The sequence below is a fragment of the Hyphomicrobium zavarzinii ATCC 27496 genome (assembly GCF_000383415.1).
Taxonomy (GTDB): domain Bacteria; phylum Pseudomonadota; class Alphaproteobacteria; order Rhizobiales; family Hyphomicrobiaceae; genus Hyphomicrobium_C; species Hyphomicrobium_C zavarzinii.
On the sequence record NZ_KB911255.1, the window covers coordinates 1 to 26,275 of the forward strand.

The 26,275-nt window shown below is 64.3% G+C and carries 23 protein-coding genes, 1 tRNA gene and 1 pseudogene; 10 read left to right on the forward strand and 15 right to left on the reverse strand.

Annotated elements, in window-relative coordinates; all coding sequences use genetic code 11:
- Positions 1-77 precede the first annotated feature (77 nt).
- Genes F812_RS0100005 through F812_RS21930 form a run of 3 tightly spaced genes read right to left on the reverse strand, consistent with a single transcriptional unit; the run spans position 78 to position 3,519 of the window.
- Positions 78-527 carry a DUF411 domain-containing protein gene (locus tag F812_RS0100005; RefSeq protein WP_040497730.1) on the reverse strand — a complete coding sequence of 150 codons (450 nt, stop codon included), beginning with the start codon at positions 525-527 and terminating at the stop codon, positions 78-80.
- Positions 528-571: 44 nt separating this feature from the next.
- Positions 572-1,090 carry a signal peptidase II gene (gene lspA / locus F812_RS0100010; RefSeq protein WP_020083905.1) on the reverse strand — a complete coding sequence of 173 codons (519 nt, stop codon included), beginning with the start codon at positions 1,088-1,090 and terminating at the stop codon, positions 572-574.
- The gene (locus tag F812_RS21930; RefSeq protein WP_083929010.1) at positions 1,087-3,519 is read right to left on the reverse strand and encodes a heavy metal translocating P-type ATPase; all 2,433 of its coding nucleotides are present in this window, start codon (positions 3,517-3,519) and stop codon (positions 1,087-1,089) included. The genes lspA and F812_RS21930 overlap by 4 nt, the downstream gene beginning before the upstream one ends.
- 83 nt (positions 3,520-3,602) lie before the next feature.
- Here F812_RS21930 and F812_RS0100020 point away from each other — a divergent pair, with 83 nt between their 5' ends.
- Complete coding sequence (locus F812_RS0100020; protein WP_020083907.1) at positions 3,603-4,013, forward strand: MerR family transcriptional regulator; 411 nt, start codon at positions 3,603-3,605, stop codon at positions 4,011-4,013.
- An 11-nt stretch (positions 4,014-4,024) separates the two neighbouring features.
- On the opposite strand, the gene F812_RS0100025 is transcribed toward F812_RS0100020, so the two are convergent.
- The 7 genes from F812_RS0100025 to F812_RS21935 all read right to left on the reverse strand — a co-directional run bounded on the left by F812_RS0100025 (position 4,025) and on the right by F812_RS21935 (position 11,768).
- The gene (locus tag F812_RS0100025; RefSeq protein ID WP_020083908.1) at positions 4,025-4,411 is read right to left on the reverse strand and encodes a DUF302 domain-containing protein; all 387 of its coding nucleotides are present in this window, start codon (positions 4,409-4,411) and stop codon (positions 4,025-4,027) included.
- Between the two features lie 4 nt (positions 4,412-4,415).
- Positions 4,416-4,607, reverse strand: a complete 192-nt coding sequence (locus F812_RS26720) for an SHOCT domain-containing protein (protein ID WP_198011110.1) — start codon at positions 4,605-4,607, stop codon at positions 4,416-4,418.
- A 131-nt stretch (positions 4,608-4,738) separates the two neighbouring features.
- The gene (locus tag F812_RS0100035) at positions 4,739-5,299 is read right to left on the reverse strand and encodes a Spy/CpxP family protein refolding chaperone (RefSeq protein ID WP_020083910.1); all 561 of its coding nucleotides are present in this window, start codon (positions 5,297-5,299) and stop codon (positions 4,739-4,741) included.
- Between the two features lie 112 nt (positions 5,300-5,411).
- Positions 5,412-7,571: a hypothetical protein gene (locus F812_RS0100040; RefSeq protein WP_020083911.1), complete on the reverse strand. Its 2,160-nt coding sequence runs from the start codon at positions 7,569-7,571 to the stop codon at positions 5,412-5,414.
- Complete coding sequence (locus F812_RS0100045) at positions 7,568-9,370, reverse strand: hypothetical protein (protein WP_020083912.1); 1,803 nt, start codon at positions 9,368-9,370, stop codon at positions 7,568-7,570. Before F812_RS0100045 ends, F812_RS0100040 begins: the two co-directional genes overlap by 4 nt.
- Positions 9,367-10,800, reverse strand: coding sequence for a tyrosine-type recombinase/integrase (locus tag F812_RS0100050; RefSeq protein ID WP_020083913.1), 1,434 nt, complete (start codon positions 10,798-10,800; stop codon positions 9,367-9,369). Before F812_RS0100050 ends, F812_RS0100045 begins: the two co-directional genes overlap by 4 nt.
- Before the next feature lie 167 nt (positions 10,801-10,967).
- Positions 10,968-11,768 (reverse strand): ArdC family protein, encoded by an 801-nt coding sequence (locus tag F812_RS21935; protein WP_020083914.1) that lies wholly within the window; start codon positions 11,766-11,768, stop codon positions 10,968-10,970.
- Positions 11,769-11,982: 214 nt separating this feature from the next.
- Between F812_RS21935 and F812_RS0100060 the strand changes: the two genes are divergently transcribed.
- Entirely contained in the window at positions 11,983-12,225 is a 243-nt protein-coding gene (locus tag F812_RS0100060) for a hypothetical protein (RefSeq protein ID WP_020083915.1), read from the forward strand.
- Positions 12,226-12,455: 230 nt separating this feature from the next.
- Here F812_RS0100060 and dinB read toward each other — a convergent pair whose 3' ends face one another.
- On the reverse strand, positions 12,456-13,505 hold the full coding sequence (gene dinB, locus F812_RS0100065; protein ID WP_245257618.1) for a DNA polymerase IV: 1,050 nt from the start codon (positions 13,503-13,505) through the stop codon (positions 12,456-12,458).
- 336 nt (positions 13,506-13,841) lie between these two features.
- Here dinB and F812_RS27235 point away from each other — a divergent pair, with 336 nt between their 5' ends.
- From F812_RS27235 to F812_RS0100080, 3 genes are read left to right on the forward strand one after another with little or no spacing between them, the layout of a single operon-like run.
- Entirely contained in the window at positions 13,842-14,306 is a 465-nt protein-coding gene (locus F812_RS27235; RefSeq protein WP_040497760.1) for a DUF6932 family protein, read from the forward strand.
- Complete coding sequence (locus tag F812_RS0100075) at positions 14,303-15,574, forward strand: XRE family transcriptional regulator (protein WP_020083918.1); 1,272 nt, start codon at positions 14,303-14,305, stop codon at positions 15,572-15,574. Before F812_RS27235 ends, F812_RS0100075 begins: the two co-directional genes overlap by 4 nt.
- Entirely contained in the window at positions 15,561-16,646 is a 1,086-nt protein-coding gene (locus tag F812_RS0100080; RefSeq protein ID WP_156827150.1) for a beta family protein, read from the forward strand. Before F812_RS0100075 ends, F812_RS0100080 begins: the two co-directional genes overlap by 14 nt.
- On the opposite strand, the gene F812_RS0100085 is transcribed toward F812_RS0100080, so the two are convergent.
- Complete coding sequence (locus tag F812_RS0100085; RefSeq protein WP_020083920.1) at positions 16,600-17,199, reverse strand: sce7726 family protein; 600 nt, start codon at positions 17,197-17,199, stop codon at positions 16,600-16,602. The genes F812_RS0100080 and F812_RS0100085 overlap by 47 nt on opposite strands.
- A 352-nt stretch (positions 17,200-17,551) precedes the next feature.
- Between F812_RS0100085 and F812_RS0100090 the strand changes: the two genes are divergently transcribed.
- A complete protein-coding gene (locus tag F812_RS0100090) occupies positions 17,552-17,911 on the forward strand; it encodes a hypothetical protein (protein WP_020083921.1) in 360 nt (119 codons plus the stop codon).
- A 105-nt stretch (positions 17,912-18,016) separates the two neighbouring features.
- Positions 18,017-19,054 (forward strand): annotated as a pseudogene (locus tag F812_RS27240) (recombinase family protein); the annotation flags it as partial.
- A 505-nt stretch (positions 19,055-19,559) separates the two neighbouring features.
- Here F812_RS27240 and F812_RS0100110 read toward each other — a convergent pair.
- From F812_RS0100110 to F812_RS0100120, 3 genes are all read right to left on the reverse strand, one after another.
- Positions 19,560-19,636 (reverse strand) — tRNA-Arg (locus F812_RS0100110).
- A gap of 325 nt (positions 19,637-19,961) precedes the next feature.
- Positions 19,962-21,485 carry a sensor histidine kinase gene (locus F812_RS0100115; protein ID WP_020083922.1) on the reverse strand — a complete coding sequence of 508 codons (1,524 nt, stop codon included), beginning with the start codon at positions 21,483-21,485 and terminating at the stop codon, positions 19,962-19,964.
- A gap of 225 nt (positions 21,486-21,710) precedes the next feature.
- Positions 21,711-23,210, reverse strand: coding sequence for a dihydrolipoyl dehydrogenase family protein (locus F812_RS0100120; RefSeq protein WP_020083923.1), 1,500 nt, complete (start codon positions 23,208-23,210; stop codon positions 21,711-21,713).
- A 386-nt stretch (positions 23,211-23,596) separates the two neighbouring features.
- Here F812_RS0100120 and rpmH point away from each other — a divergent pair, with 386 nt between their 5' ends.
- The 3 genes from rpmH to yidC all read left to right on the forward strand — a co-directional run bounded on the left by rpmH (position 23,597) and on the right by yidC (position 26,275).
- Positions 23,597-23,731 (forward strand): 50S ribosomal protein L34, encoded by a 135-nt coding sequence (gene rpmH / locus F812_RS0100130; RefSeq protein ID WP_020083925.1) that lies wholly within the window; start codon positions 23,597-23,599, stop codon positions 23,729-23,731.
- A gap of 51 nt (positions 23,732-23,782) precedes the next feature.
- Positions 23,783-24,223 (forward strand): ribonuclease P protein component, encoded by a 441-nt coding sequence (rnpA, locus tag F812_RS25845; RefSeq protein ID WP_083929011.1) that lies wholly within the window; start codon positions 23,783-23,785, stop codon positions 24,221-24,223.
- Between the two features lie 180 nt (positions 24,224-24,403).
- Positions 24,404-26,275, forward strand: a complete 1,872-nt coding sequence (gene yidC / locus F812_RS0100140; protein ID WP_020083927.1) for a membrane protein insertase YidC — start codon at positions 24,404-24,406, stop codon at positions 26,273-26,275.

Below are 26,275 nucleotides of genomic sequence, written 5' to 3' on the forward strand. Positions count from 1 at the left end.
ACTTATCCTGACAGTCTGAAATCGCGTCAGACGGTGAATAGTGAAAAGTGGTCCTGTCGCAAAACGACTACGCAAAGCTATTCGTAGCGTGCAAATACCTCCGTCTTGCCACCCCGCTTGAGCAGCAGCACCTCATAGGCCTCGCGACGATCGCCGGACTCCATCCCGGGTGATCCTATCGGCATACCGGGGACGACGAGCCCGATCGCGTCGGGGCGCTCTGTTAGCAGCTTCTGGATTTCACGCGCGGGCACATGGCCCTCGACGACATAGCCGCCGATGCGCGCCGTGTGGCAGGCGGCCAACGTGGCGGGTACCCCGGCATCCAGCTTGGCACGCATCAGTTGGCCCATTGCCAGGTCTTTAACCGTCACCTCGAAACCAGCAGCGTGCAGATGCCGAGCCCAGGCATGACAGCATGAGCAGCCCGATGTGGTCATCATCTCGACCGAAGCTGCCCTTGCCGCTGCCGGAAGTAGGATCACGAGAAACGACAGCAACTGTGCGATGCGCCTTCCTTTAGTCATGGTAACGTGAGCGCTCGTCCGGCGGACCGCTGTTGTCGCTCTTATCATCGCGTTTGATCCTGACTGGGTTGGGCGAAACGATCGCCGATGAAACTGGCAGCAAGAAGTACAAGCACGCCGCCCGTGATCGCCACATCGGCCAGATTGAACGTCGGCCAGTGCCAGCCGAAGGCATGGAAATCGAGAAAATCGGTAACAAGGCCGTCACTGCCACGGTCGACGATATTGCCGACGGCGCCGCCAGCAATCAGTGCAAAGCCAAGACGCTCGATCCAGACCCGCGATCGCAATCCGAGCCACACGACGAGAAGGGTCACCAGCAGCGCGAATCCGATCAGCAGCATCCGCGAAAGGTCGCTCTCTGCGGGAAAGAGGCCAAAGCTGATGCCAGGGTTGTAGCCGAGGCGCAGGTTGAAGAAGGGTGTCACCTCAACGGTGCGCCGGGCTGGCGTAAGCCAAGCGATCATCGCTGACTTCGACCACAGATCCAACATCGCGACTGTCATAACGACTAGTCCGAAGGCGACCGGCGATGACTGCAGGAGCTTTGTCGAGCTCTTCATGCGCTGGCCTCCACCGGGCGGAGGTTCTTGCGGCGGTCTCGGGTGGTGCGATCCTGCTCGCGGCCTGTGAGGCGCAGCAACCGTAGGGCATTGAGCGTGACAAGGATGGTCGCGCCCGTATCCGCCATGATGGCGAGCCACAGACCCGTCGCGCCAGTGATCGTCGTCACGAGAAAGATTGCCTTAAGCCCTAGAGCGATGACGACGTTCTGAGCGATGTTGCGGCGGGTGCGTTGCGACAGCTCGATCATGTCAGCTACACCGCCGACATGCTCATGCAGCAGCGCCGCATCAGCCGTCTCGAGCGCCACGTCGGTGCCACCACCCATGGCGATTCCGACGTCAGCTGCGGCCAATGCCGGTGCGTCATTGATGCCGTCACCAACCATCACTACGGTGCCTTGGCTCTTGAGGCGCGCGATCTCCTGCAGCTTGCCGTCGGGGAGCAACTCGGCGCGTACCTCGAGGCCCATCGCTTTGCCGACCGCGCCTGCCGTTCTCCGATTGTCACCAGAAAGCATGATGGGTGTGACGCCAAGCTGGTGGACCCGAGTGATGGCCGCAGCAGCGTCCGGGCGCGGCTCGTCCCGCACGGCTATGAAACCAATCGGCGCTTTGTCCTTGGCGACAATCACGACGGTCTTGCCGCTCTCCTCGAGCGCGGAGATGGTTGGGTGCGTGTCGGGCACGTAGTCCAGGCCGGCCGCATGGCGCGGCGACAGTATTTCGATGCGCGCGCCTGCAACCACGCCTTCAACAGCCTTCCCGGCGATCGCTCGCTGATCGGTCGCAGTGGGCACCGCAATCCCGGCACTTGTGGCGCGCTCGGTGATCGCGCGAGCGATGGGATGGCTCGAGCCCTGCTCCACGGCTGCAGCGAGGCTTAAGAGCGCATCGGCCGTGCCGTCGATGGGCACGATATCCGTGACGACCGGCTTACCAACCGTAAGCGTGCCGGTCTTATCGAAGGCGACCGTGCGAGCGCTGCCGATGGCTTCCAGTGCCGCGCCGCCCTTGATCAGCAGACCGGAGCGTGCACCGGCTGCAAGCGCCGACGCGATGGCGGCCGGTGTCGAGAGCACGAGCGCGCACGGGCAGGCGACCAGCAGAAGACCCAAGCCGCGATAGAACCATGTGCTCCAGTCCGCGCCAAATGCCATCGGTGGCAGGACCATGGTCAGCGCTGCGATCAGGATGGCGATGGGCGTGTAATACCTACTGAAGCGATCAATCAGTCGGGCTGTCGGGGCCTTGGTCGCCTGTGCCTCCTCGACCATGTGGATGATGCGGTTGATCGTATTGTCCTCGACCCGCCGGGTGACCTGAACCTTGAGAGCGCCCGTTGTATTGACGCTCCCGGCGACGACACTGCTGCCGGGCGTCTTCGGAACCGGGATCGATTCACCCGTCACAGCCGCCTCGTCGAGATCGGACGAGCCGTCGATGATGGTGCCGTCGACAGGTACTCGGTCGCCGGGACGCACAAGCACGACCTGACCAATGCTCAGCGAGTCGATCTCGACAGCCCGCGTCACATCGCCCTCGACCAGCAATGCGGTGCGCGGGATCAGTTTGCCGAGCGCCCGGATGCCATCGCGCGCGCGGCGGGCGGCAAGGCCTTCCAGCAGCTCGCCCAGAAGGAACAGAACGTTGACCAGGGCGGCTTCAGAACTCGCGCCCATGACGACCGCGCCCGCGGTAGCGAGCGAGACCAGCATCTCGATGCTGAACGGCGTGCCCGCACGTGCGCTGGCGACGGCGCGGCGGCCGAAATAAGCGAGGCCGATGAGCGCCGTCGGCAGGAATGCAAGCTGCTCGCTTGCAACTCCGCTCAGCCACGCAACGAGGCCAACCGCCGCCGACGCAAGGAGCAATCCCATGAGCCGAGCCTTCGGTGTGCTCCACCATGTCTGCTGATCCTCGTCAGCTGCCGGCGCTGCTCCCGCACGCGATTCGGCCTGCTCACGACCGTCGAGGGACTCGATGTGTTGGGTGCGATAGCCGAGCTTCGTCACCGCCTGGATGACCGTATCCGGGGGTGTCGTGGCCGCATCGAGGCGAACACTCAAGATCTGTGTCGCGAAGTTGACGGCGATGTCAGATGTGCCCGGCAGCTGCCGCACAGCCGTCTCGATCTTGGCCGCGCAGGAAGGACAGTCCATGCCGTCCACACGGAACTTCTCGTCGACGCGAGATATCGGCCGAGGCGCTATCGGCTCGACCCCATAGCCGAGCTTGCGGACGGCGTCCCCGATGGCGTCCGGACGCGTCCCGTCAGCCGAAGCGCGGAACGTCAGAACCTGCGTCGCGAAGTTGACGGTGACGTCCGAGACATCCTCGAAACGGCCGACGGCGGTCTCGACCTTGGCTGCGCAGGACGGACAGTCCATTCCGCTTACTTGGAAGCGATGCTCTTGGACTGCTGGCATGGTTTGCTCCGGAGGATCTTGGCTTGTCATTCAAGGCCATGTTACAACCTATAGCTACTATAGGTTCAAGGGGATCGTTATTGATGACTGGTCAAGAACTGAGCATCGGCGGCCTTGCCGAGCGGACGGGCACCAATGTGCAAACCATCCGCTACTACGAGCAGATCGGCCTGATGCCGCGGCCGTCGCGCACCGAGGGCAACCAGAGACGCTATGCTGCCGACCACGTGCGCCGGCTGGCGTTCATCCGCAATGCCCGCGATCTCGGCTTCACGATCGAAACCATCGTCACGCTTCTCGATCTCGCTTCGAAGCCGGACCGGCTTTGCGGCGAGGTGATTGAAATCGCGGAAGCGAACTTGGAAGTCGTCAGGGAGCGGCTCGCGCGGCTGCGTGCCCTCGAGCGGGCACTCAAGGATTTGGTCACCTCGTGCCATGGCGGCCAGATGAAGGACTGCCGGATCATGGAGGCACTGAGCGATCCTCGCCGGTGATTGAGACGGCGTCAGAGCCTGGCGAGGACTGCCTGCAACTTGGTTCGAACCGTGTGCGCGAGCTCAGTCAACTCCGGTTTGCCAACCCGCTCCATCGATGCGGCCGGATCAATGGCGGCGACCTCGACTTGGCCGTTGCCCACGTCCTGCACTATGACATTGCAGGGCAGCATGGTGCCGATCTTGTCCTCGGCCTGCAGGGCGCGGTGCGCGAGCGGCGGATTACAGGCGCCAAGGATACGATAGGGGCGCCAGTCCACGCCGATCTTCTTCTTGAGCGCGGCGCTTACATCGATGTCGGTCAGCACGCCGAACCCCTCCTCCTTGAGCGCTGCCGTCACCTTGTCGATGGCGGCGTCGAACGGCGCCCGGATGGTCTTGGCAATATAGAAGGTCATGACGTCACCTGCCGAGAATGTCTTGCCTGCGCCGCTGGTACTCCTCGCGATCAATCTCGCCCTTGGCATAGCGCTCGTCGAGCAGGTCGAGGGCGCGGCTGCCGCCAAAGTGCCGCGGCTCATCCGGCCAAAGCTTGCGAACGAGGAAGATGACCCCGGCCACGATGAGGCCGAGAAACAGCAGGGGCATTAGCATGTGCCATGGCCCCCACCACCACATCCATTCATGCATTGGCCAGCCTTGAGGATTGGTCTGCGCCCAGCCCGGCACTGCGAGTACCGGGACAAGGGCCAAAGCCAGGGTGAAGCTGCGGAGCATCGTGGTCCTCACATCATGCAGCAGCCCATGCCGAGCAGCTGATCTGCCTTCGTCTTTTGATCCGGTGTCAGCACGGCATAGAGCGCATCGGTCGCCGGTCTCAGGGCTTTGAGGGCCTCAACCATGCTCTCCATAGCCTTGGTATGAGCGTCGAGGCGAGCAACGGCGGTGCCCGATTGCCACGCCTGCATCATCCCCTGGTGTGTGCCCTGCATGGCCGACTGGCGCGCCTTGACTGCCGTGACGTAGCCGTTCCAGGCCGCCGTCTGCGCCTCGGTGATGCCGAGCTCAGCCTTGAGATAGGCGAGACGGCCCTCGATCGCCGGGCCCGTCATCATCATGCCGGGACCCATGCCGCCCATGGGCATCTGGCCCATCGTCATGCCTTGGCCGCCCATCATGGGGCACCCCATCATGCCGCCGCCCATGGGCATGCCCGGACCCATCATTCCTGGACCCATCATGCCCGGCCCATGCTGCATTTGCTGAGCCTGTACACTGATGGCCCCGGCAAGGAGCGTGGCGGAAACAAGGATGCTCGCAAGGAGCGATTTACGTGTGTTGCGCATGGTCAACCTCCAGACAATGGTAGCATGCAAAAATCTATAGCTTCTATAGCTTGATGAACGCATTGACGGGAGTCAAGTTCAGACCTCCTTGCGCGCGGTGAGGTCGCGGCCCTCAGAACACTCGGATGGCTTTGCGATATTTTGTGATGTCTGCATCGATCGCCTCGCGCTGCAGCGGCGATAGCCGCCTTGTCTTGAGCAGTTCCTCGCCGTCGGTGATGGCCTTGGCCCACAGCGGGCGGTGGCGGTCGGTGATGCAGGAGTTGGGGCAGCGGTCGGGGCGGCACTGGGCCATGGCCGGCCGGCTGTGGTCGGTCTTGCCGTTGAGACAGAGGGCGGTCGCCGGGTCGAAGAAGCAGTCGCTCAACACGCCGACGAACAGCGTCTTGGCCACGTGCGCGAGCATGGCGCGGACGCGCGCGGGATCAGCGATGTGGCCGGGGAGCGGCTCGAGCTTGTCGGCGGCTTGGCTCAGCTCATTCGAGATGCGGGCTGCAGCCGGTCCCATCAGCACCTCGCCGGCACGGTGGTGCTCGAAGTAGGAGAGCACGTCGTCGAGCTGGCCGAGGACGCGCTCGCGCTCGACCTCGTTGCGAAAGCCCGATCGGCTCGAGCCCGCGTAACCCTCGTAGGCAGCGATGCCGCTGTGCTTGTACTGGATCATGCCGGCGACCGTGCCGAACGGCCGGTTCGCGATGTGCCAGGCGACCGTGCGCCGGAACTGGCGCGTCGTGATGCGCCACGGCTTGCCGTCCGGGCCGGGCGGGATGATCGGCGCCTCGGGCGTGCCGAACTGAGCGTTCAGGTGGTCGCGAAAGGTGTTGAGCTGGCGCACGATCTCGGCCGAGATGTGATCCTTGCTGCCGTGGTCACTGAGCACCCTCCACAGCGTGTCGCCACCCCGGCGGTGCCGGATGTGCTCGGTCAGGCGCTCGAGCACCGTGATGGCCTTGGCGACGGGCTCGACGGTGATCCACTTCTCCGCCTGGCCGCGCACCTCGCGCCGCTTGTAGACGGTGCTCTTGATCCGATACCGCTCGATAAGGCCGTCCTCGCTACGCTCGACATCGAGACAACCCGAACGCATCGCCTGCACCTCGCAGTCGCGCATGCCGGTCAAGTAGGCGCAGACGATATAGCAGGCTGCCTGCAGCATGCGCTCCTCGAGGAGCAGAGATTTGGCGTCGAAGCGCAGCCGCCAAGGCTTGCCGGTGTCCGGGTCGATCGAGATGGCCGTGTCCATCCCGCCAACCTCGGTGCCGAGTGCATCGATCGCATCGAGTACGAGTGCCTTGGTCGTCTTGCGGAGCAGCACGTGCTGGGCCGGCTCGGCCTGGGCGTCGAGACCGATATGCAGATGGATGAGGAGAGCATTCACCGGCGGCGTCGAGGTGCCCGTGATCGGATCCTGGCGGACGGCACCATTGTGCGATGTGGTCCAGATCGGCACGCCACGGCCGTTGGCGCGCAGCTGATCGAGATAGGTGATGAGCCGCTGCCGGCGGCGTTGCTTGCGGGTGGACGGCGAGAAGCGCCTATCCTCGGTGACTAGTGTTCTGTGACGTTCCTCCAGCGCCTCGAGCTCGGCGCGTGCGGCTAGGATATCGGCCGAGAAGACGGTGATGTACTTGAGCGACCATTGCAGCAGGGGAGCGATCACCGCCTCGGGCAGGCGCGGCGTCTTGTTCTCGCCCGCGGTCTGCTTCGAGCCGGCGACGACATGCGCCGAGCGTCCCTTCCACGGCAGCAGTACGAGTCCGCCGGACGGCATGTGATCCCGAAAATGGTGGAGATCGACGACGACCTCGAGCAGATGCGCGACCTGAATGGGGCGGCGCTGCGGATCTGCCGTCAGGTGATTGCGGTAGGCGTCGAGCGTGGCTTGATCGACACGGGCGAGATTGCAGTTGCCCTTCTTCTCGGCCACAAACTCTAGGAACCGGCGCGCCCGGTTGAACAGCTGGCGGATGCTGCCGGGCGGCAGGCGGCCGCGGTGCCCGGGAATATCGAAGTTGAGCCGAGCATAGAGAAACTCCCGCAGCGTGCGCGCGACGCTCGCGTCCTCGATGCCGTCGAAATGCGCGGTGACGTGGCAGACCCGTGCGTTCTCGCGAAACACGGCTGGCGACAAATCCCAGGTGCTGTCCTCGAAGCGGGACAAGGCCGATCGCTTGTGGCCGCGGCGCAGGGCTGCGCTCTCCAGCACCGGCTTGCCAGCAAGCTGATGCGGGGTGGCGGCCGGGACGAGCTTCAGGGCCGTTGCCTTGCTCATGCGCGCGTCTCCAGCGGCAGATAGGGCTGATGCTCGAGCGCCTTGGCCTTCTCGCGCGCATCGGCAACGACGGCCTCCGAGAACGCCGGCAAAACTTGCTGTGTGACGCGCGACCAGGGGCGGCCGAACTTGGCCCACCAGTCGGCCTCGGCCATCTCGGTGCGGCGCACGACGATGAAGTCGAGGAACGCGATGATGGAGGGCAGCTTGCGCGCGGTGATGACGGCATTACGGCATTCGAGGCAGCCCCAGAACGGCTCGGCGCACGGCTCGCCGTCGGCCGCGAACGGGCTGTTGTGAAAGCCGCTGCAGCTCGCCAGCCAGACATCCTGCTTGCCGCTCAACATGGACCGAACCTGGGCGGCCGGCACGGGAAGCTGCAGCGTTGAAGGGGCCTTGCGAGCGACCGCCTCCTCCTCGGGCGTGACGATGCGAGGCTGCAGCGCAGAGCTGAGCGCATCGTTGAGGCCGTCGACGACGGCCTGCTCGTGCAGGTGGCGCAGCGATGGCAGATCGGCGTAGTGGCGGGCGGCGACCTCCGGCGTGTGGCCGACGGCGAAGCGGGCCATATCGCCCTGGGACTTGGCGTACCAGAGCGCCTTGTGCGTCTTGCGCAGGCGGGAGAGCAGCAGAGGCAGCGGTTGGCCAGCATCATCGACGAGATTGTGGCGCGCGACCCAGATATCGATCATCTCCTGCGGGTGCAGAAAGCGATCGGCGAGGCGTCCAGTGTGGAAGTAGAGCCATAGGCTGTCGCTCGGCTTGTGCTTGCGGGCGGCCGTCGTCAGCTCGATTAGAGTCCGGATGATGCCGCCCGGCGTGGACGACGCGCCGTCGCGGACGCGCAGCCGCTTCCACTCCGATCCCCGTGCGCGGCGCTTCACATAATCGATCTCGACCGTGCCGGACGCCGGATTGCGCAGGCAGTCGAGGCGCAGAGCCTTAACGCACTCGGGCTCGAGCCCCGTCTCCAGGCTGAGCAGGACGAAGAACGGGATCACGTCCTCGGCGAGCAGATGGCGGCGGGCGTGCAGATCGCGGATCGGCGTGCCGTTCTCGAGACCGAGCAGGTGAAACCGCCGGTAGAACGAGAGCAGGACCGGATGCGTATGGCCGATCGTGCCCTCGGCCTCGATCACCTCGGCGGCGGCCTCGAGGTGACCGCGCAACGTGGCGTCGGCATGCTCGATCGGGGCTGGCGACTTGAGCCGGCGCGTGATGGCCTGGATATCGGCTCGCGCCGCATCACGCAGCTGCTTGGCGACGTAGCCGCTGTAGGCATCCCGTGGCGTCGACCTGCCGAGCGATCGCGCGCTCGTGTAGCCGAGCCGCTGCCGCAGCTTCTCGTCGAGCAGGCCTGGCCGGCCCGCATCGATGGTGCGCAGCGCGATGATGGCCTTGGCGATAATGGTGTGACGGTGAATGGTCGTCACACCCTGAGCCTCGAGCCAGCTCTCGAATCCGTCGATGTGCTCAGCTCGCAGATGCTCGGGGCCGTCGATCGTGGGCGCGGTCTCGTTGAGGAACACGAAGAAGCGCTTCAGGCCATTGAGGTGCTGCAGCACGGTCGAGCGCACCATGGTCGGCGCGAGCTCCCGCAGCGCCGATCCGAAGGCGAGCGCCAAACGACGCGGTCGCAGCACGACGAGTTCGATCAGGGCCGTGCCGCCATGTGCAGTGTCGACGGTGAAGCGCAAGCCGGTGACGGCATCGGATCTCCGTGCCGATGACTGGCCATCGGCACGCTTGAATGAGACCCGCTGCCCCTTGCGCGGCCGCGCCTTGCCCTTGCCGCTCATGCCGCCGCCTTGACCGTTTGCGGCGTCTCGATGCCGGACAGCAAATCCTCGACGGCGGCGTCGACCGTGTCCTGGCAACCGGCCAAATGATCGAGGTAGATATAGGTCGTGGCGACGCTCGCGTGCCCGAGCAGGCGCTGAACTTGCTGCAGGGGATCGCCGAGCAGCCGGCGATAGGCCGCGCCGGATAGATCCTGATCCTTGTGCGCATCGCCGAACCGCTGCCGGATCAGCAACGCCAGCATGTGCACGGCGAAGCTGTGCCGCAGCTGATGCGGGCTGACGTCGAAGGCGAGGCCGGCGGCCTGGCAGCGGCGGGAAGCGCGGGTGAAGGTGACCTCCCACGTGTTGGGAGCGACGGGCAGGCCTACCTCGCTGAGCCACAGGGCGGCGGGCTCGATCGGCGTGTCGTCGTTGCCTCGAATGACGAGCCGGCGGCGCTCGTCCGGTGTCACGGTGTCGAGCCGCATCGGCCTCCGCTCGCCGCTCGCCGTGGCGACCTCGATCCTGCCGGCGTTGACACCGCACGTCAGGGCCGCCGACATGCGCATGATGCCGCCGCGCATCTTGAACTTCTCGACGGCGACGGCGCGCTCGACCTCCAGGTAGCTACGCAGGCGGGCGAGCAGCGAGGCCGGGATGCGGATGGTGCGGCCCTTGTCGCCCTTCGTCAGTGAAGCAGGCAATCGGAAGGCGACCTGCTTGTCGCGGCCCACGCTGGCGCGGATCGCCTCCTCGATCTCCACGGCGAGCAGGGATGAGGCCTCCTCGAGCCGGAGCCCAGTTGAGATCAGGAGATCGGCGAAGAGGGCATTGCGGCTGCCGTTGCGGTCGCGGGCGCCGGGCCGATCGCTGCCCTCGGGGGTGAGCCCGAGCAAGCCGACATCGCGGAAGTGCCGGTAATCCTCGATGGTGATGAACTTGACGTCGGAATGCTTGGCGGCGCGCTCGTAGGCTTGGTTGCGCGTTACGGTCATCGTGCGGCCACGGCCGGATGGCATCCGGCGCCACACGTCGCGATAGTTGAACGGACTTTGGGCTATGAGACCCTCCTCGACCGCCCATCGATAGAGCTTGTCGAGCGCCGCCACTGCGCGGTTCCAGCTTGCGGCGGAGATGCGGTTCGCGGCCTCGTCGTGCCGCCGGGCACGATGGTAGGCGCCCACATCCTCGCGCGTCGCTAGCCACACGGTCTTGCCGCGTGCCTCGTCGAGGAAACGCACCCAGACGAGGAGATCGTAGGCGTAGCTGCGCAGGCTGTGCTGCGAGCGCACGCCATTGAGTGGCAGGTCCGCGAGGAAGCGATCGAGATGGGGATCGTAGGGCGCGCCATCGCGCAGGATGGCCGGCGCCCCTGCCGTCCGGCTCCAGGCGGTGACATTGCCGTTCTCCGCGGCCGACCGCGCACTTGCCTCCAACAGCGTGATCATGAGACGAGCCCCCGCTCTCGACGCACGCACTTGGACATTGAAAAGATGCGCTCCGCCGCTGAGCCCTCCGCTGGTCCGCTACGCGTCCCAGCTCCGGCCTCAGCGGCGGAGAACCACGGCCAACGCTGAGGTCGATGGACAGCGAAATCGTGGCCTCAACGCCCGTATCAGAGTTCGCTGCGAGTCGCGCCGGACTGTCCAGATAATTCACAGCCAGACTGTCCAGATAACGCCACCAGCTCCTCGAACGCATACTTGCGCGAGCCGAAGGATCCGGAGAGATCGCGATTCAATCGCAAGGCATGTCCGGAGGCATGGCCGAGTTCGTGCAGTGCCGTCCGGTGCCAGTTGATCGGCTCGAAGAAGGCGGCCGGTGGCGGCACCTGCACGTAGTCCTCGGTCGGCGCATAGAAGGCCCGCGCGCCGCCGATGCGGAAGTCGATACCCGTGGCTTTGATCAGCGCCTCGACACGCAGCGCGATGGTGCCGGGCGGTGGAGGCGGCGCGACGGTGGCGATCTCGTCGGGAAGGCCGTCGCACTGATCTGTGTTGAAGACAGTGAAGCGCTTGAGGAACGGAATGGCACGCGCTTCGCCGCCGCTGGACGCCGCGCGCCGTTTCGCATCGCCGGGCACGAAGCGGTCTGCATAGACGACGGTGATGCCGCGCTCGTCCTTGCGCACGTTGCCGCCGAGCGCCAGGGCCTGCCGGAAGGTTAGCCAGCTCTGGCCAGCGTAGCCCTGCTCGATGACCGCGCCCCAGAGGATGAGGACGTTGATCCCGGAGTAGGTGCGGTTGGTGGAGGCATTTTTCGGCATCGCGAGCTGGGCTTTGGCCGACGGCGTGCCCCAGGGCTGCACCCAGGGCACGCGGCCGTCTTCCAGCTCGGCGATGATCTTGTTAGTGATGTCGTCATAGAACGTTGGCCGGTTGTCCTTGGCACTGGCGGGAGAAGTGGATTTGGACATCGTGGGTCTCCACGACGGGCCGGCGAGAGCCTCTCTCTCGCCACCTCGAGCCCGTCATGGCTTCCCCACCCGCCTCTGCCTCGCCTCTACTGCAGCCGGCCGGCTGTCAGGACACCACGCTCCGGCGACCTGCTCGCGACGCAGACGTTGGCGACATGACAGTCAACGTCGACCGGTGGTAGGAGTCTGTGTGAAGCGACACTAGGACCTGACGATGCGCGCACGTCTCATTCAAGAGCTCAACGCTCTTTCCGACAGCCTCGGGCCTGATTTCGTGAACCCCGGTCTCCCGCGCGAAGCCGCGGCGGTCTTGGAAGAGCTGCTCACGGCTTTGGGATCGGCCAAGGTCGCGCTGATGAATCGCCACAACGCAGATACCGACCTGTGGGAGCGCATGGCAAAGGCGGCTCTCGAAGAGATCGACGATGCTCTGGGCCTGAACACCGTCGAGCACTGAGGCCCCCCGCTCACCCGACAGAAAGCTCGCGCCACGAGACAATCGTAGTCCCGCGCCCGGCTGACCGTTACCCGAAGGGCCGAGACCCGCCGTGCGGGACTCGGGCGAGCGGCCGCAGGCCGCGAGGTAGGGCCCGACAGCGGCCGCCACAGGCGGCCGCGAAGGCGCCCAAATGAAGACTTACTCACATCAGCGATCACCAGCCAAAACACGCGCAAGCCCCCGCACGCTCACTCTTCGCGAAGCAATTCCAGCTCGAGCTGCGGAATGGTCTGATCGACGCTTGCCAGCTTGGAGACCGATACTCCGACGAGCCGTATACCCACCGTCACCGGATACACCGTGCGGACCAAGGCCACGCTGAGCTCTCGCAGCTTGGCTTGCGTCGTGACCGGCATTGAAACCGTCCGGCTGCGCGTGATCAGCCGGAAGTCGGCATACTTCACCTTCACCGTGACCGTGTGCCCGTAGGTGGCCGTCTTCTCGCACCATGCCCATACGTCGTCGGCCATGGCGACGATACCAGCCTCGATGTCGGCTGCAGAAAACAGGTCGTCCGAGAAGGTGGTCTCGCTGCCGGAGGATTTCCGTTCCCGGTTCGGCACCACCGCGCGTTCATCCTGCCCACGCGCAATGCCGTAGTACCAGGCGCCTGACTTGCCGAAGTGCTCTTCGAGGAAGACCAGCGTCTGCCGCTTGAGGTCGGCGCCTGTATGGATGCCGAGCGCCCTCATCTTCTCGGCCGTCACCGGCCCGATGCCATGAAACCGTTCCACCGGCAGGCCCTCCACGAACACTGGGCCTTGGTTGGGCGTCACGACGAACTGCCCGTTGGGCTTCTTCTGGTCGGAGGCGAGCTTGGCTAGAAACTTGTTGTAGGACACGCCCGCCGAGGCCGTGAGGCCTGTCTGCTCCAAAATACGCGCGCGGATCTCGGCTGCGGTCTCCGACGCCGTCGGAATGCCGCGCAGGTTCTCGGTCACGTCCAGATAGGCTTCGTCCAAGGACAGCGGCTCCACCAGCGGCGTGTAGGCGTGGAAGATCTCCCGGATCTCGTCCGACACCGCCCGATAGACGTCGAAGCGCGGCGGGACGAACAGGAGCTCCGGGCACTTGCGCAGCGCCGTGGCCGACGGCATCGCCGACCGGACTCCGAACGCCCGCGCCTCATAGCTCGCCGCCGCGACAACGCCGCGCTTGGCGGCAGAGCCGACTGCCAGCGGCTTTCCGCGCAGCTCGGGATTGTCGCGTTGCTCGATGGACGCATAGAAGGCGTCCATGTCGATGTGGATGATCTTGCGCACGGGGCCATTCGACACCAAGGCACGTGCCAGCGCCACCGGGTCTGTCACGTCTCAGTTGCGGAAGTCAGTGGAAGGCTGATCGGCATGTCATCTCACGACGCCCCCATCGTACAAGTCAGGCCCAACGGGACGTCCGGTATTTGTTGCTACGGCCTAGAGACGGGCTCCGGTTCAGGGCATTTGAGAATTCCTCAAAACCACGTATCTATATGTAACTACATATTTTTGTCGCCTTTATGGAGCGAGGTGCTGCTGGAGTTGCTTTCGAGTATTACAACATATATGTTGTAACGAATGATTCCTCCTCTGACCATGCTGGCCGGGTCCCCCTGGTCCGTCCTGCCCCCAGGGATCCATCCGGCGACGCTGGAGGAGGTTGAGGCGGCGTTTGCCTCGAACCTGCGGCGCCGGACGCTCTATCGGGGCCTGGTTGACGCCTCGGCGAGGCTCCGCTTTGCGGGATGCGGAACGGTCTTCCTCGATGGGAGCTACGTGACCGGCAAGCCGAGCCCCAACGACTTCGACGCCGCCTGGGACCCGCAAGGTGTGGACCCGCTGCGCCTTGATCCGGTGTTCCGGGATTTCCGGAACAAACGGGCGGCGCAGAAGCGCGCCTTCGGCGGTGAGTTTTTTCCCTCCTCCATGCTGTGCGTGGATGTGGGAAAGAGCTTCGTCGAGTTTTTTCAGTTGGACCGTTTTACCGGAGAAAAGAAAGGAATTGTCTCGATTTCGCTCTCGGCCGATCCGGTTCTTTTGCGAAAGGTGCAGCAGCCATGATCTACAGTGACAAACAGTACAGCGTGTCTATGGCGGAGCTTGCCGATCTCAAGAACGCCCTCGAAGCGGCGCAGGCGCGTGAAGGTGCGCAGGCGTGGCTGAGGCAGACGGAAATCGACGCGCTGAAGAGCCAGATCGAAGACATTGAGGCCGAGATTGAGGAGTATGACCGGTTGCGGTCGGGGCAGGTGGCCTTCTCGAAGACCTACGCGCTCGAGGAGCTGCCACGGGTACTGGTGCAGGCGCGGATCGCGGCCGGCATGAGCCAGACGGACCTGGCGGAGAAGCTCGATCTGAAGCCCCAGCAGATCCAGCGCTATGAGGCAACGGAATATAAGGGTGCGAGCCTCGCCCGCCTCATCGAGGTGTCGCGCGCGCTCGGCGTCAACATATCCGGTACGTTCGGCGGCGCGAGGGCGGCGGAAGGCTCGGTGTTTGTGTGGCCCGACAGCGGGGATGTCGCGTGGGGCCAGTTCCCATACAAGGAGATGATCCGGCGCAAGTGGTTTTCCGCTCCCAAGGGCGCGAACCCGGTTGAATGCGCGAAGCGCTATTTCCTGGAAGCGGCGGGAGGACAGTTTGTTACCGCGCTTCATCGCAAGAAAATGCGCAGTGGCAACGTCCCCAACGAGTACGCGCTGCTGGCGTGGCAAGCGCGCGTTCTGGAGTTGGCGCGCGAGGCAGCCAGGGAGCTTGGCGAATTCGAGCCGAATGACAGCTGGCTGCCGGATCTTGTCGCCCTGACGCGGGAAGAAGACGGTGCGGCCGCTGCCCGCCGCCTGTTGGCCAGGAAGGGCATCGTGCTGGTCGTCGAGCGGCATTTGCCGGGCTCGTACCTAGATGGCGCTGCGATGCTCGATGCGAACGACCGACCCGTGATCGGCCTGACGCTGCGCTTTGACCGCCTGGACAATTTCTGGTTCGTGCTCCTGCATGAGCTCGGCCATGTGTTTTTGCATCTCGTCGAGGGCCAGCGCTACGACTTCTTCGACGAGGAAGGCGCGGGTAATAGCGACGCATTGGAGCGGGAGGCCGATCAATTCGCGTTGAATGCGCTCATCCCGGAAGAGAAATGGGATCAATGCCTGTCGCGCTTCGCCCTCTCCGAAGAAGCGGTGCTGATCGATGCCGAGGCGCTGGGTATCCATCCGAGCATCATTGCGGGGCGCATCCGCAAGGAGCGCGGCGATTGGACCATTCTGAACAGTCTCGTCGGACAAGATGAGGTGCGTCGTCAGCTGGAGGTAGCGGGCGATGAACTTGACTGACGATATGTATGTCCCGGCGGTGCGGTGGCGGCAGGGGGAATATCAGAGCCTTCTGCGGCTGAGCAACGCGGCGAAGGACCGGATCGTCCCCCTCGTCACCATTCCGGAGATTGAGTTCGATTTCGAGGAATGGAGGCCGAGGAAGACGGTGCACGAGCATGTGCACCCCTTCGCGCTGCGCTTTCACAAGAAGTGGGGCAAGCGGCCCGCCTGGGTGGGTGTGCATCCCAGCATCGTGATGCAACCAATGGACGATGGCCGCGACGTCTTCAGCTACGTGTTCGAGGGCCTGAGGGGATATGAATGCAACGCGGTGCCGGCGATCCCGCTCGGCGCGGATGCCGCGACGGTGGCCAGCGTGTCGGCGATTGTCGGCCGGGACGGGATGGGCGTGGGGATCACGCTGCGGCTTGAGGATCTGATGAAGCCGAAGCCCGAGGGCGAGTTGCTCGGCTTCATCGCTCAGGTGGGGGCGGCGCTCGATGAGACGGATCTGATCATCGATCTGGGCGCGCCCAATTTCGAGCCCTATGGGGCCTTTGCCGGTGCGCTGATTGCGGCCTTGCGCAAGCTCGGTGACCTTGGCCGGTTCCGCAATCTGGTGCTGCTCGGGACGGCCATACCTGAGACATTCAAGGATGTCGGCAAGGGTACGAGTGGGATCGAGCGCCACGACTGGCTGTTTTACGGCGAGTTCACCCGCCGGTTGCCTGCTGGGATGCGGCGCCCGGTTTTCGGCGACTATACGATTGTGCACCCCACCTTCACGCCGACCGACATGCGCAAGATCAAGTCGGCAGGGAAGCTGATCTACACGACGCCGCGGAGCTGGTGGGTCAAGAAGGGCGGGGCATTCCGCGACGATCCGGAGCAGATGCACGACCATTGCGCCGTACTGGCGAGTGACAGCGCCTTCCGGGGGGCGGCATTCTCACATGGGGATGACTACATCGCCAAATGCGCGGTCAGGAGCGCGCCGGCCAGCAACCAGACGCGCTGGAAGTCGGTGGCGATCAACCATCACATCACGCATGTGCTGGAAGATCTCTCCACACTTTGCGGCTCACCATAGCCAGGCGGATGGCCGTGGTGATCTCGGCGAGCGTCATCTCTTCGCACAGCATCTCATAGAGCTGGCGGCGGGGCGCGCGCAGCTGCTTGGGCGTATAGCCCCGGTGCTGGAGCAGCCCGGCCGCTTCGGAGCGCCAGAGCAGATGGGCGATCATCACCGCATCGGGTCCGGGATTGGACCTTGCAGGCCGGACGGGACGCAGATGGATGGCCTGGCGCACGCCCTGATATGCCTCGATGATGCCGCACCAGTCCGGCGCGCGCCGGGCGACAGCGTCCAGATGGCGGGTGGAGGCGACAATGGTCAGCTTCTGCAGCGTCCTGGAATAGATGTCGATCTGGCTTCCCAGCCGCTCGAGCGTGTCGGCGTCACTCTTGATCTCATAGCCGTGAATGCAGCCATTGATGACGGCGACGTCGATCCGGCTCTTGGCATGGGCGAGGCCAAGTTCGTCAATGACGATGGTATCCGGATGTCCCTTATGCTGGCGCAGGCGCTTGTGATGAAGCGCGGCGCGGATGACGGCATCATTGATCGGAGCGGGACGAGGCATGTTGCGTAGCGTGTGGCTGCTACAAGGAGTCTGCCTGATTTGTCCCCACGCGCCAAGTGGGAAGTTCGACCATCTGATGATTGTCCGTGCCCTGTCTCGAATGAGCGGTGGTCATCTCGCACATCGCGAGGCTTCTTGAGATCCTCGGCAGATGCGGGCTGCGTCGCTTGAGATGCACAAAGTAGTCTGGAGAATCGAAATCTCGTTCGGCGATGCGAGCCTGGGCCGATCCCGGAAGTTCTTTGCGGTTCCCGCGTATGCCTGCCATTGCCCATTGAGATATGCGGTCCGCTCCGCGATGCTCGTCGCATCCACTGCGACAAGTGTGAGGGGCGCGACCACGTCGACGAGGATGAGCGAGAGCAGCAGTCAGCGCAAATCAGATCAGACTCGCCAACACGCGATAGATGGCGAGTCGTCTGACGCGGCCAGTGACGAAACTGTATCGGCCGCGGCGGATATCCCCGATCACGATTTTCAGTGGCCAGCGCCCGTCACGGCGGATGAAAGGTTCTATCCGCCGCTCACGCTCGACGTCTCCCGCTATGAGGCGTTGCTTGCCGAGTTCGATCTTTCGGATGAGGAGCGTGTCGTGTTCCTCGAAGCGATGTGGAACATCGTCGTGAGTTTCGTCGATCTCGGCTTCGATCTTCATCCGCTGCAGCAGATTTCGAAGGCAGCCGATCAAGACTCGAAGGATGCTCCCGATTGATTGGCGAGCGCTTCGGAGGCTGTGGTAGACTGCAGCGTCTCCAAGCGCATTTGCCCTTAACAGTCTGTAGTCACGACTTGTGCGGCTCATTTGAAAGGAGAGCTGATGACGTCACACCAGCCGGAGTTTCCACCCAACACGAAGGCCGTCATCTATTGCCGTGTGTCGAGCGCCAAGCAGACGACGCGCGGCGATGGTCTCGGCTCCCAGGAAACCCGTTGCCGCGAGTATGCGCGCTACAAAGGGCTCGAGGTCGTAACGATCTTCCAGGATGACATGACCGGCAGCCTGGCCACGCGCCCGGGCATGCAGGCGATGCTCGCGTATCTGCGTAAGCACTCGAAGAAGGGCAAGGAGCGGATCGTCGTCATCATCGACGACATCTCGCGGCTTGCGCGCGGGATCGAGGCGCACTTGAAATTGCGTGCCGCGATCGGCAGTGCCGGCGGCATCCTGAAGAGCCCGACGATTGAGTTCGGCGAGGACTCCGACTCCATCCTGGTCGAGAACCTTCTCGCCAGCGTCTCGCAGCACCAGCGCCAGAAGAACGGTGAGCAGACCATCAACCGAATGCGGGCGCGCACCATGAACGGCTACTGGTGCTTTGCGGCTCCGGTGGGATATCGCTACAAGCGCGTGCATGGCCACGGCAACATGCTGGTCCGCGACGAGCCCATTGCGTCGATTGTTCAGGAAGCCCTTGAAGGCTTCGCGTCAGGGCGCTTCGAGACCCAGGGCGAGGTGAAGCGTTTCCTCGAGAGCCAGCCGGCCTATCCCAAGGACTGCAAGGATGAGACGATCCGGTTCCAGCGCGTCACTGATCTGCTGTCGCGCCCGGTTTACGCTGGCTTGGTCGAGGCGATGAAATGGAACGTCTCTCGCCGCAAGGGGCATCATGAGCCTTTGATCTCCATTGAAACCTACGAGCGCATCCAAGAGCGCTTTCACGGCCGCGTACGGGCGCCTGTCACGAAGCGGACCGGGCTTGACTTCCCGCTACGCGGGTTCGTCCGGTGCGGCGATTGCGGCGAGCCTCTGACGGCGTGCTGGTCCACGAGCAGCAGCGGCAAGAAGCATCCGTACTACCTTTGCTACAACCGCGACTGTCCCAGTTGCCGCAAGTCGATTCCGCGCGACAAACTCGAGAGCGCGTTCGATGGGATCATCTCCGGCTTGCAGCCGAGCGAGGATGTCGCGACGGTTGCCCGCACCATGTTTCGGGAGGCATGGGACCAGCGCGTGGCACAAGGCAAGGCTGTGCAGGCGCAGATCAAGACAATGCTGGCTGACCTCTCCAAGCAGGTCGATCAGATGCTGGCGCGCGTCGTTGCGGCCGACACGCCTGCTGTGATCCGCGCGTATGAGACGAAGATCGCCGAGCTTGAAACGCAGAAGTTGGGACTGACGGAAAAGCTTGAGAAGCAGAGCAAGCCACAACACGCCTTCGAGGAGTTGTTCGAACTGGCGCTGTGGTTCCTCTCAAACCCTTGGAAGCTTTGGACTTCGGGCCAGTTCCACTTGCGCCGGATCGTGCTGCGATTGGCGTTCCTGGAGGGGGTCGCCTATTCGCGGGCAAGCGGATTTTCGAACATCAAAACCGCAATGCCTTTCAGGCTATTAGAGGACGCAGATACGATAAAAGATGAGTTGGCGCGCCCGAAAGGATTCGAACCTCTGACCCCCAGATTCGTAGTCTGGTGCTCTATCCAGCTGAGCTACGGGCGCGTCTTTGCCGATGTTGCCGGTTGAGGACCGGCTGGGACCGTCGAGTAGCGCCACGGCGCCGCCTGAGGTCCGGCAAGGCGGCAACTACTAATGTGCCTGTCCGTCAAGTGCAAGTGTCTTCGGTGACGCCGGGGGTGCTTTCGGGATAACCCCTCTGGATACCCCGTATATTCGGGCGATGAGGGGCAAGAAGCGCTCGTCATTCCTCCGTTTCTTTCTGCTCGATGTCGCTTTGCGTTCCCTCAGAGAAATGGGCGAATCCCGAGGGGACCGTTCGGGTGCGGATGCACTTCCAAGGTGGCCTCGGCCCGGGAGGGTGAGACGATCAGCGCACGCTCCGGTCCGGCAGCTCGATGAGGAAGGTCGCGCCGGCGCCGGTATCGAGAAGCTCGAGCTTGCCGCCGTGCACCCCCACCAGCTCCGAGGCGATGGCGAGGCCGAGGCCGGAGCCGTCCTTGCGGGTGGAAGCCTGGAAGGCACGGAACAGGTTCTCGCGGGCGTGCTTCGGCACGCCGGGACCGTTGTCGGACATCTCGATGAAGACCTTGCGGCCATCCCGCCAGGCCTTGACGCGGATCTCGCCGGACTTGGCATCGCCCTGGCTCTCGATGGCCTGCACGGCGTTGCGCGTCAGGTTGCTCAAGACGCGGAAAAGATGTTCGTGATCGGCGTCGATCAGAAGCTGGTCGTCGAGGTCGAGCGTCCAGGCGATCTTTCCTTCGCGCGGGAGGCCCAAGCCTTCCGCCACCTCTTCCAGCAACGGCTTCAGACGCATCAGCTCGCGGCGTGGCTCGGCCTCCTCGGCGCGGCCGAAGCGGAGCGAGGAGTTGCAGAAGTTGATGGCGCGATCGAGCGAGGCGATCAGCTTCGGTGCGAACTGCTGCACGGTGGGATCGGGGATGGCCGTCAGGCGATCGGAGATGAGCTGTGCGTTGGCGAGCATGTTGCGCAAATCGTGGCTGATCTTGCTGACGGCGAGGCCGAGCTGAGCGAGCCGGTTCTTCTGGATGAGAGCCTGCGTGAGCTGGCGCTGCATGTGAGCGAGCTCGCGCTCGGCGGTGCCGATCTCGTCGGCGCGGCCCGAAGGCGTGATGATGCGGCTCGCGTCCTCGGGGTTCTCGCCGAAACGCAGCATGTTGCGGGAGATGCGCATCATCGGGCGCACGAGCAGCGCGCTGATGGCGAAGTACACCAGCGCCGCCGTGATCAGTGAGATCATGATCGAGAGATAGACGATGTTCATGCCGTAGCGGACCATCGCGCGCTTCAGCGGCTCCTCCGGCAGCACGACCTCGATCACGTCGTCGAAGCGGGGACCCAGCAGACCGACGATGCGGATGACGCGGTCGTCGGGGGCCAGGAACACGTCGATGGCGTCCTTGATCTGCGCGGCGCGGAGCGCGAGATCCTGGCCGACTGTGAGGCCGGGAGGCTGGCGCAGATCGAAATGCTCGTCGATCGAGATCTCGGAGACGGGCGGCAGGACCAAGCGGCGCGCGCCGCCCCGGCGAATGGCGACGGCGCGAACGAGAGCCGTGCGGACCAGCTCGTTCCGCAGAGCGGGTGGCACGTTGCGTCCCGGCACGGCTTCGGCGGCGAGAGCGGCCACGTTGGCGGCGGTCAGCCGGTCATTCAGCCAGCTGATGCGGTAATTGGCGATGGAGGGTAGGAAGATCAGGATTTCCGCGAGCATGACGAACACGGCCGTGAGCAGCAGCAGCTTCGCGGGCAAGCCGATGCGAAGCCAGCCGCGCCGGATCGCGGAAGCGCGCTCGCGCAGCCACGGCCAGACGGCAAAGGAGTGTTTTTCCGTCGTTTCGATCACACGCTCGTTCATATCGAGGGGCATGCTCACCCATTCGGCCCCCGGTCACGCTTCGGCTTGAGGACAGTTACGCCGGCAGCCCCTCCCAGCCCTTGCGCCTCCGCGAGATGAGGCTCGGAAGCGATTCTGGCACTTCGCGCTGCCTATGTCACCCACGGCGGGTATCCTTACGAGCCGAGTTCTCGGGACATGGTCAAGGGGAGAGGCGCTTATCATCCCGATCCCAGGAATATGGTGCGATAACCCCCGCTAACCAAGCTTGGCAAGAAAATCGATGAGCTTACGGACCTTCGTCTTGGACGGCAGGGTGGCGTAGTGGCGGAGCGCGGCCTGGCGTCCGATCTCGCCCAGCGTTGGATAGGGGGCGACATAGCTCGCCAGCGCCTTGATGTGGAGGCGCTGGGCCACGGCGAGGGCCCAGATCTGGATCAGCTCGCTGGCATTGGGTCCGACGATGGTGGCGCCGAGCACGCGCCCTTCGGCGTTGGTGACGACCTTGATATGGCCGGTTGTTTCGCCTTCGGCCTGGGCCCGGTCGTTCTCGGCGAAGGAGGCGCGGAGCACGTTGAGCTTGTGCTTGGCGGCGCGGGCCTGGTCCTCGGTCAAGCCGACGTGGGCCAGCTCGGGATCGGTGAAGGTGATCCAGGGGAGGATCGTGGTGTCGACCTTGGCCGGCTGCCAGAACAGGGCGCGGCGTAGCACGATCTCGGCCTGGTAGCTCGACACGTGGCTGAAGTGGGGGCCGCCGGCCACGTCGCCGATGGCATAGACGCGACGGTTGGATGTCCTGAGCCCGCGATTGACGGAGATCCCCTGCTTTCCGAACTTGATGCCGGCGGCGGGGAGGTTGAGATCCGACAGGTTGGGCGTGCGCCCGGTCGCGATGAGGAGGTGTGAGCCGTCCACCGTCTCGATGCCGTTCAAGGTGGAGACGTAGACGCGCACGAAGCCAGCCATGCTCTCCACGCGTTCGACCTTGGCACCCTCGCGGATGTCGATTCCTTCCGCGCGCAAGGCCGAGAGTGCGACGGCGACGGCTTCGGGGTCATCACGCCCGAGGGCGCGAGCGGCTTCCAGCACCGTGACGCGGCTGCCGAGGCGCAGGTGAGCCTGAGCGAGCTCGAGGCCGATGGGGCCGCCGCCGATGACGATCAGGTGAGGCAGCTTGCGGTCGGCTTCGAAAATCGTCTCGTTGGTGAGATAGGGCGTTCTTTCGAGGCCCGGGATCGGCGGCACGTCTGGTGAGGACCCGGTGGCGATGACGAAGCGGCGCGCGGTGATGCGATAGTCTCCGGCGAGCACGGTGCGCTTGTCGAGGAAGCGGGCGGCGCCCAGGATGACGCGCACGCCGAGGCCGGTGAAGCGCTCGACGGAATCCTGTGGCGCGATGGCCGAGATGACATTGCGGACATGCTGCTGCACGGCGCGGTAGTCGATCTGCGGCTCCACGGATGCGATGCCGAAGGGTGCGGCGGTGCGCATGGCGTGGGCGCGTTTCGCGGTGGCGAGAAGCGCCTTCGAGGGGATGCTGCCGACGTTGAGGCCGCCGCCGCCCATCTTGTTCTTCTCGACGAGCACCACCTTACGTCCGAATGCTGCGGCGGCCGTTGCCACCGCAAGCCCGCCCGAGCCCGCGCCGATCACGCAAATGTCGGTCGCGAGCGGCTCGCCGGCGAGGACGACGGAGCTCTCGCCGGATGGGGTCTCGGCGCTCTGTGCGGGCAGGGCCCCGGATCTCGGTTGAGACATTGTGATGCTCCAGAAAGCCCTCGCGACGGGGGCACAAATCGGCGCTCTTTGGAAGCTTGCCAGCCAGATGGGCTGGCGCAGGTCCCGGGAGGTGGTGCGGCGGCATTAACGGTGTTTGGGAGGATTCCCTGGTCTTGTGCGGGTTTGCAAGGAGTTATCGAAAACGTGCGGCCGCTCTGAGGCCTATCCTGCTGGTTGCGGCAGCAAGGCGTGGGCCGCTTTTGTGCCGCCTGTCCGGAGGCGCCGATCGTATCGGGAGGGCCACGGCGTCAATTGACTTCTAGCCCCGTGCAACTTATAAGCCCCTCAATCCCATCACGCTCAGCATTGGATGGCGCTTTTCGCCGTGCTGCGGCTGTTCGCATCGATCTACTGGAGTAAGACCCGTGAAACGGACCTATCAACCGAGCAAGCTCGTTCGCAAGCGCCGCCACGGTTTCCGCGCCCGCATGCAGACGGCCGGTGGCGTCAAGGTCATCGCCCGCCGCCGCGCCAAGGGCCGCAAGCGCCTGTCGGCCTAGCGCCCAGACTGTTCGCGACGCGGCAGGGCCCGCAGGGCTGGAGGCTTCGTCGTGGCGCTTGAGACGCTCAAGAAACGAGCGGAATTTCTGAGACTTAGAGGGGGCGCGCGGTTTGCGACGCCCTCTTTCGTTCTGGAAACACGCCCCCGTGAGCGGGCGGGTTCTCGTGCGCCCAAATCCCAAGGAACACAGTCCCAAGGGCCGAGTGAGTTGATGCCTTTCGGCGCCGCACGCTTCGGCTTCACGGTCACGAAGAAGCTCGGAGGCGCGGTGGTGCGCAATCGTATTCGTAGGCGCCTCAAGGCGGCCGTTGCGCTGGTGGCGCCCAAGCTCGCCCACAAGGAGCACGACTACGTGCTGGTCGCCCGGCTGGCGGCGCTCGACCGTGAGTTCGCCGATATCAAGAAAGACCTTGAACGGGCTCTCCATCGCGTGCATCACCCTGCGGCAGCGCCGCAGAAAGGCAAAAACCCCTTAGGGGGTGCCGGCTGACCGGTGTCTTGCCGGCTGCGGGTTCCCACGTTTGCGGACACACTCAAATGGGGTTAATCCGCACCGCGCTCAAATCGCCCATATCCATAGGCGTTACCAGGGTTGTAAGAGAGCCAGTCTGAAATTTGCGGGCCGCCGCCCGCCGGCGTTCAGGGCGGCACCGCGATATCCGAGGTCTTCATGAGCCAGCGCCCCGACGATCAAAAGAACCTTCTCATCGCCGTCGTTCTCTCGGTGGCGGTGATGCTCGGCTGGCAGTTCTTCTACGCCGGGCCGCAGATGAAGGCTCAGCAGGAAAAGGCGCAGCGCGAGAAGGTCGCGCAGCAGGAGGCCGCTAAGGCCGCCGGTGAAAATCCCGCCGCGGCGACCGCACCGGCAACGCCCGGCGCGACGCTTCCCGGCGCGCAGCCAAGCGGGACGTCATTGTCGGCCGCGCCGGTCGGCACCCGCCCGGAAGTGCTGGCGAAGACCCAGCGTGTGCCGATCGAGACGCCGTCGCTCACGGGTTCGATTTCGCTCAAGGGTGGCCTCGTCGACGACCTCGTGCTCGCCAACTATCGCGAGACGGTCGATCCGAAGAGCCCGAACGTCGTGCTGTTCTCTCCGCTCGGCGCGCCGAACGCCTACTTCGCCGAGTTCGGCTGGCAGGCCGCCGGCCGCTCGCAGACGGCTGTTCCTGACAGCGAGACGGTCTGGCAGGCCGAGCCCAACGCCAAGCTCACCCCGTCCACGCCGGTCAAACTGACCTGGGACAACGGGCAGGGTCTCAAGTTCGTTCGGACGCTCGCGATCGACGAGCACTACATGATCACCGTCACGGACGAGGTGCAGAACACCACCTCCGGCGACATCGTTCTCACGCCTTACGGCCGCCTTTACCGCTTCGGCCTGCCGCACACGTCGGGCTACGCCGTGCTCCACGAGGGTCTGATCGGCGTTCCGGGAGACGCGGGCCTGCAGGAGATCGCCTACGCCAAGGTTCTCGAGGACGGGGGCGCCAAGACGTTCGACGGCAAGACGGGCGGCTGGCTCGGCATCACCGACAAGTACTGGGCGGCGACGCTCATTCCCGATCAGAAGGCGACGTATGCGGCGAGCTTCCGCGGGCAGCCGAAGAAGGGCCTCTCACCTGATGTGTTCTGGACCGATTATAGCCTCGGCGGCATCGTCGTTGCGGCCGGTGCCACGCAGAAGACCGAGAACCGCCTCTACGCGGGTGCCAAGCAGGTCAAGCTCATCGAGGACTACGAGACGTCGCTCGGCATCGAGAAGTTCGAGCTGCTTGTGGACTGGGGCTGGTTCTACTTCATCACCAAGCCGCTCTACTATCTGATCGACTGGCTGTACGGCATCCTCGGCAACTTCGGTCTCGCAATCCTCGCGGTCACGGTGATCGTGAAGGGCTTGTTCTTCCCGCTCGCTAACAAGAGCTACGAGAGCATGGCGAAGATGAAGAAGCTCCAGCCGCAGATGGAGCAGCTTCGTGAGCGCTATAAGGACGACAAGGCCAAGCAGCAGCAGGAGCTGATGGCTCTCTACCAGAAGGAAAAGATCAATCCGCTGGCGGGCTGTCTGCCGATCCTGGTGCAGATCCCGGTGTTCTTCGCGCTCTACAAGGTGCTGTTCGTCTCGATCGACATGCGCCATGCGCCCTTCTTCGGCTGGATCCGCGATCTCTCGGCGGCTGACCCGACGTCGATCTTCAACCTGTTCGGGCTGTTGCCGTTCGTGGTGCCGGAGTTCCTGCATATCGGCGTGTGGCCGATCATCATGGGCATCACGATGTGGTTCCAGATGCAGCTCAACCCGCCGCAGCCGGACCCGATCCAGCAGCAGATCTTCTCGTTCATGCCGCTGCTGTTCACGTTCCTGCTCGCCGCGTTCCCGGCTGGCCTCGTGATCTACTGGGCCTGGAACAACATCCTGTCCATCGCTCAGCAGTGGTACATCTCCCACAAGCAGGGTGCGGACGTTCATCTGGTGGACAATCTCAAGCGCACGTTCGCGCCAATAGGGCGATTGTTCGGGCGAAAGAGCGAGTCGAAGGGGTGA

Bases quoted from the DNA above. Each gene is read 5' to 3' on its own strand.
- F812_RS0100005 (WP_040497730.1), bottom strand. From the start codon at position 527: ATGACTAAAGGAAGGCGCATCGCACAGTTGCTGTCGTTTCTCGTGATC.
- lspA (WP_020083905.1), bottom strand. From the start codon at position 1,090: ATGAAGAGCTCGACAAAGCTCCTGCAGTCATCGCCGGTCGCCTTCGGA.
- F812_RS21930 (WP_083929010.1), bottom strand. From the start codon at position 3,519: ATGCCAGCAGTCCAAGAGCATCGCTTCCAAGTAAGCGGAATGGACTGT.
- F812_RS0100020 (WP_020083907.1), top strand. From the start codon at position 3,603: ATGACTGGTCAAGAACTGAGCATCGGCGGCCTTGCCGAGCGGACGGGC.
- F812_RS0100025 (WP_020083908.1), bottom strand. From the start codon at position 4,411: ATGACCTTCTATATTGCCAAGACCATCCGGGCGCCGTTCGACGCCGCC.
- F812_RS26720 (WP_198011110.1), bottom strand. From the start codon at position 4,607: ATGCTAATGCCCCTGCTGTTTCTCGGCCTCATCGTGGCCGGGGTCATC.
- F812_RS0100035 (WP_020083910.1), bottom strand. From the start codon at position 5,299: ATGCGCAACACACGTAAATCGCTCCTTGCGAGCATCCTTGTTTCCGCC.
- F812_RS0100040 (WP_020083911.1), bottom strand. From the start codon at position 7,571: ATGAGCAAGGCAACGGCCCTGAAGCTCGTCCCGGCCGCCACCCCGCAT.
- F812_RS0100045 (WP_020083912.1), bottom strand. From the start codon at position 9,370: ATGAGCGGCAAGGGCAAGGCGCGGCCGCGCAAGGGGCAGCGGGTCTCA.
- F812_RS0100050 (WP_020083913.1), bottom strand. From the start codon at position 10,800: ATGATCACGCTGTTGGAGGCAAGTGCGCGGTCGGCCGCGGAGAACGGC.
- F812_RS21935 (WP_020083914.1), bottom strand. From the start codon at position 11,768: ATGTCCAAATCCACTTCTCCCGCCAGTGCCAAGGACAACCGGCCAACG.
- F812_RS0100060 (WP_020083915.1), top strand. From the start codon at position 11,983: ATGCGCGCACGTCTCATTCAAGAGCTCAACGCTCTTTCCGACAGCCTC.
- dinB (WP_245257618.1), bottom strand. From the start codon at position 13,505: ATGGACGCCTTCTATGCGTCCATCGAGCAACGCGACAATCCCGAGCTG.
- F812_RS27235 (WP_040497760.1), top strand. From the start codon at position 13,842: ATGCTGGCCGGGTCCCCCTGGTCCGTCCTGCCCCCAGGGATCCATCCG.
- F812_RS0100075 (WP_020083918.1), top strand. From the start codon at position 14,303: ATGATCTACAGTGACAAACAGTACAGCGTGTCTATGGCGGAGCTTGCC.
- F812_RS0100080 (WP_156827150.1), top strand. From the start codon at position 15,561: ATGAACTTGACTGACGATATGTATGTCCCGGCGGTGCGGTGGCGGCAG.
- F812_RS0100085 (WP_020083920.1), bottom strand. From the start codon at position 17,199: ATGCCTCGTCCCGCTCCGATCAATGATGCCGTCATCCGCGCCGCGCTT.
- F812_RS0100090 (WP_020083921.1), top strand. From the start codon at position 17,552: ATGAGCGAGAGCAGCAGTCAGCGCAAATCAGATCAGACTCGCCAACAC.
- F812_RS0100115 (WP_020083922.1), bottom strand. From the start codon at position 21,485: ATGCCCCTCGATATGAACGAGCGTGTGATCGAAACGACGGAAAAACAC.
- F812_RS0100120 (WP_020083923.1), bottom strand. From the start codon at position 23,210: ATGTCTCAACCGAGATCCGGGGCCCTGCCCGCACAGAGCGCCGAGACC.
- yidC (WP_020083927.1), top strand. From the start codon at position 24,404: ATGAGCCAGCGCCCCGACGATCAAAAGAACCTTCTCATCGCCGTCGTT.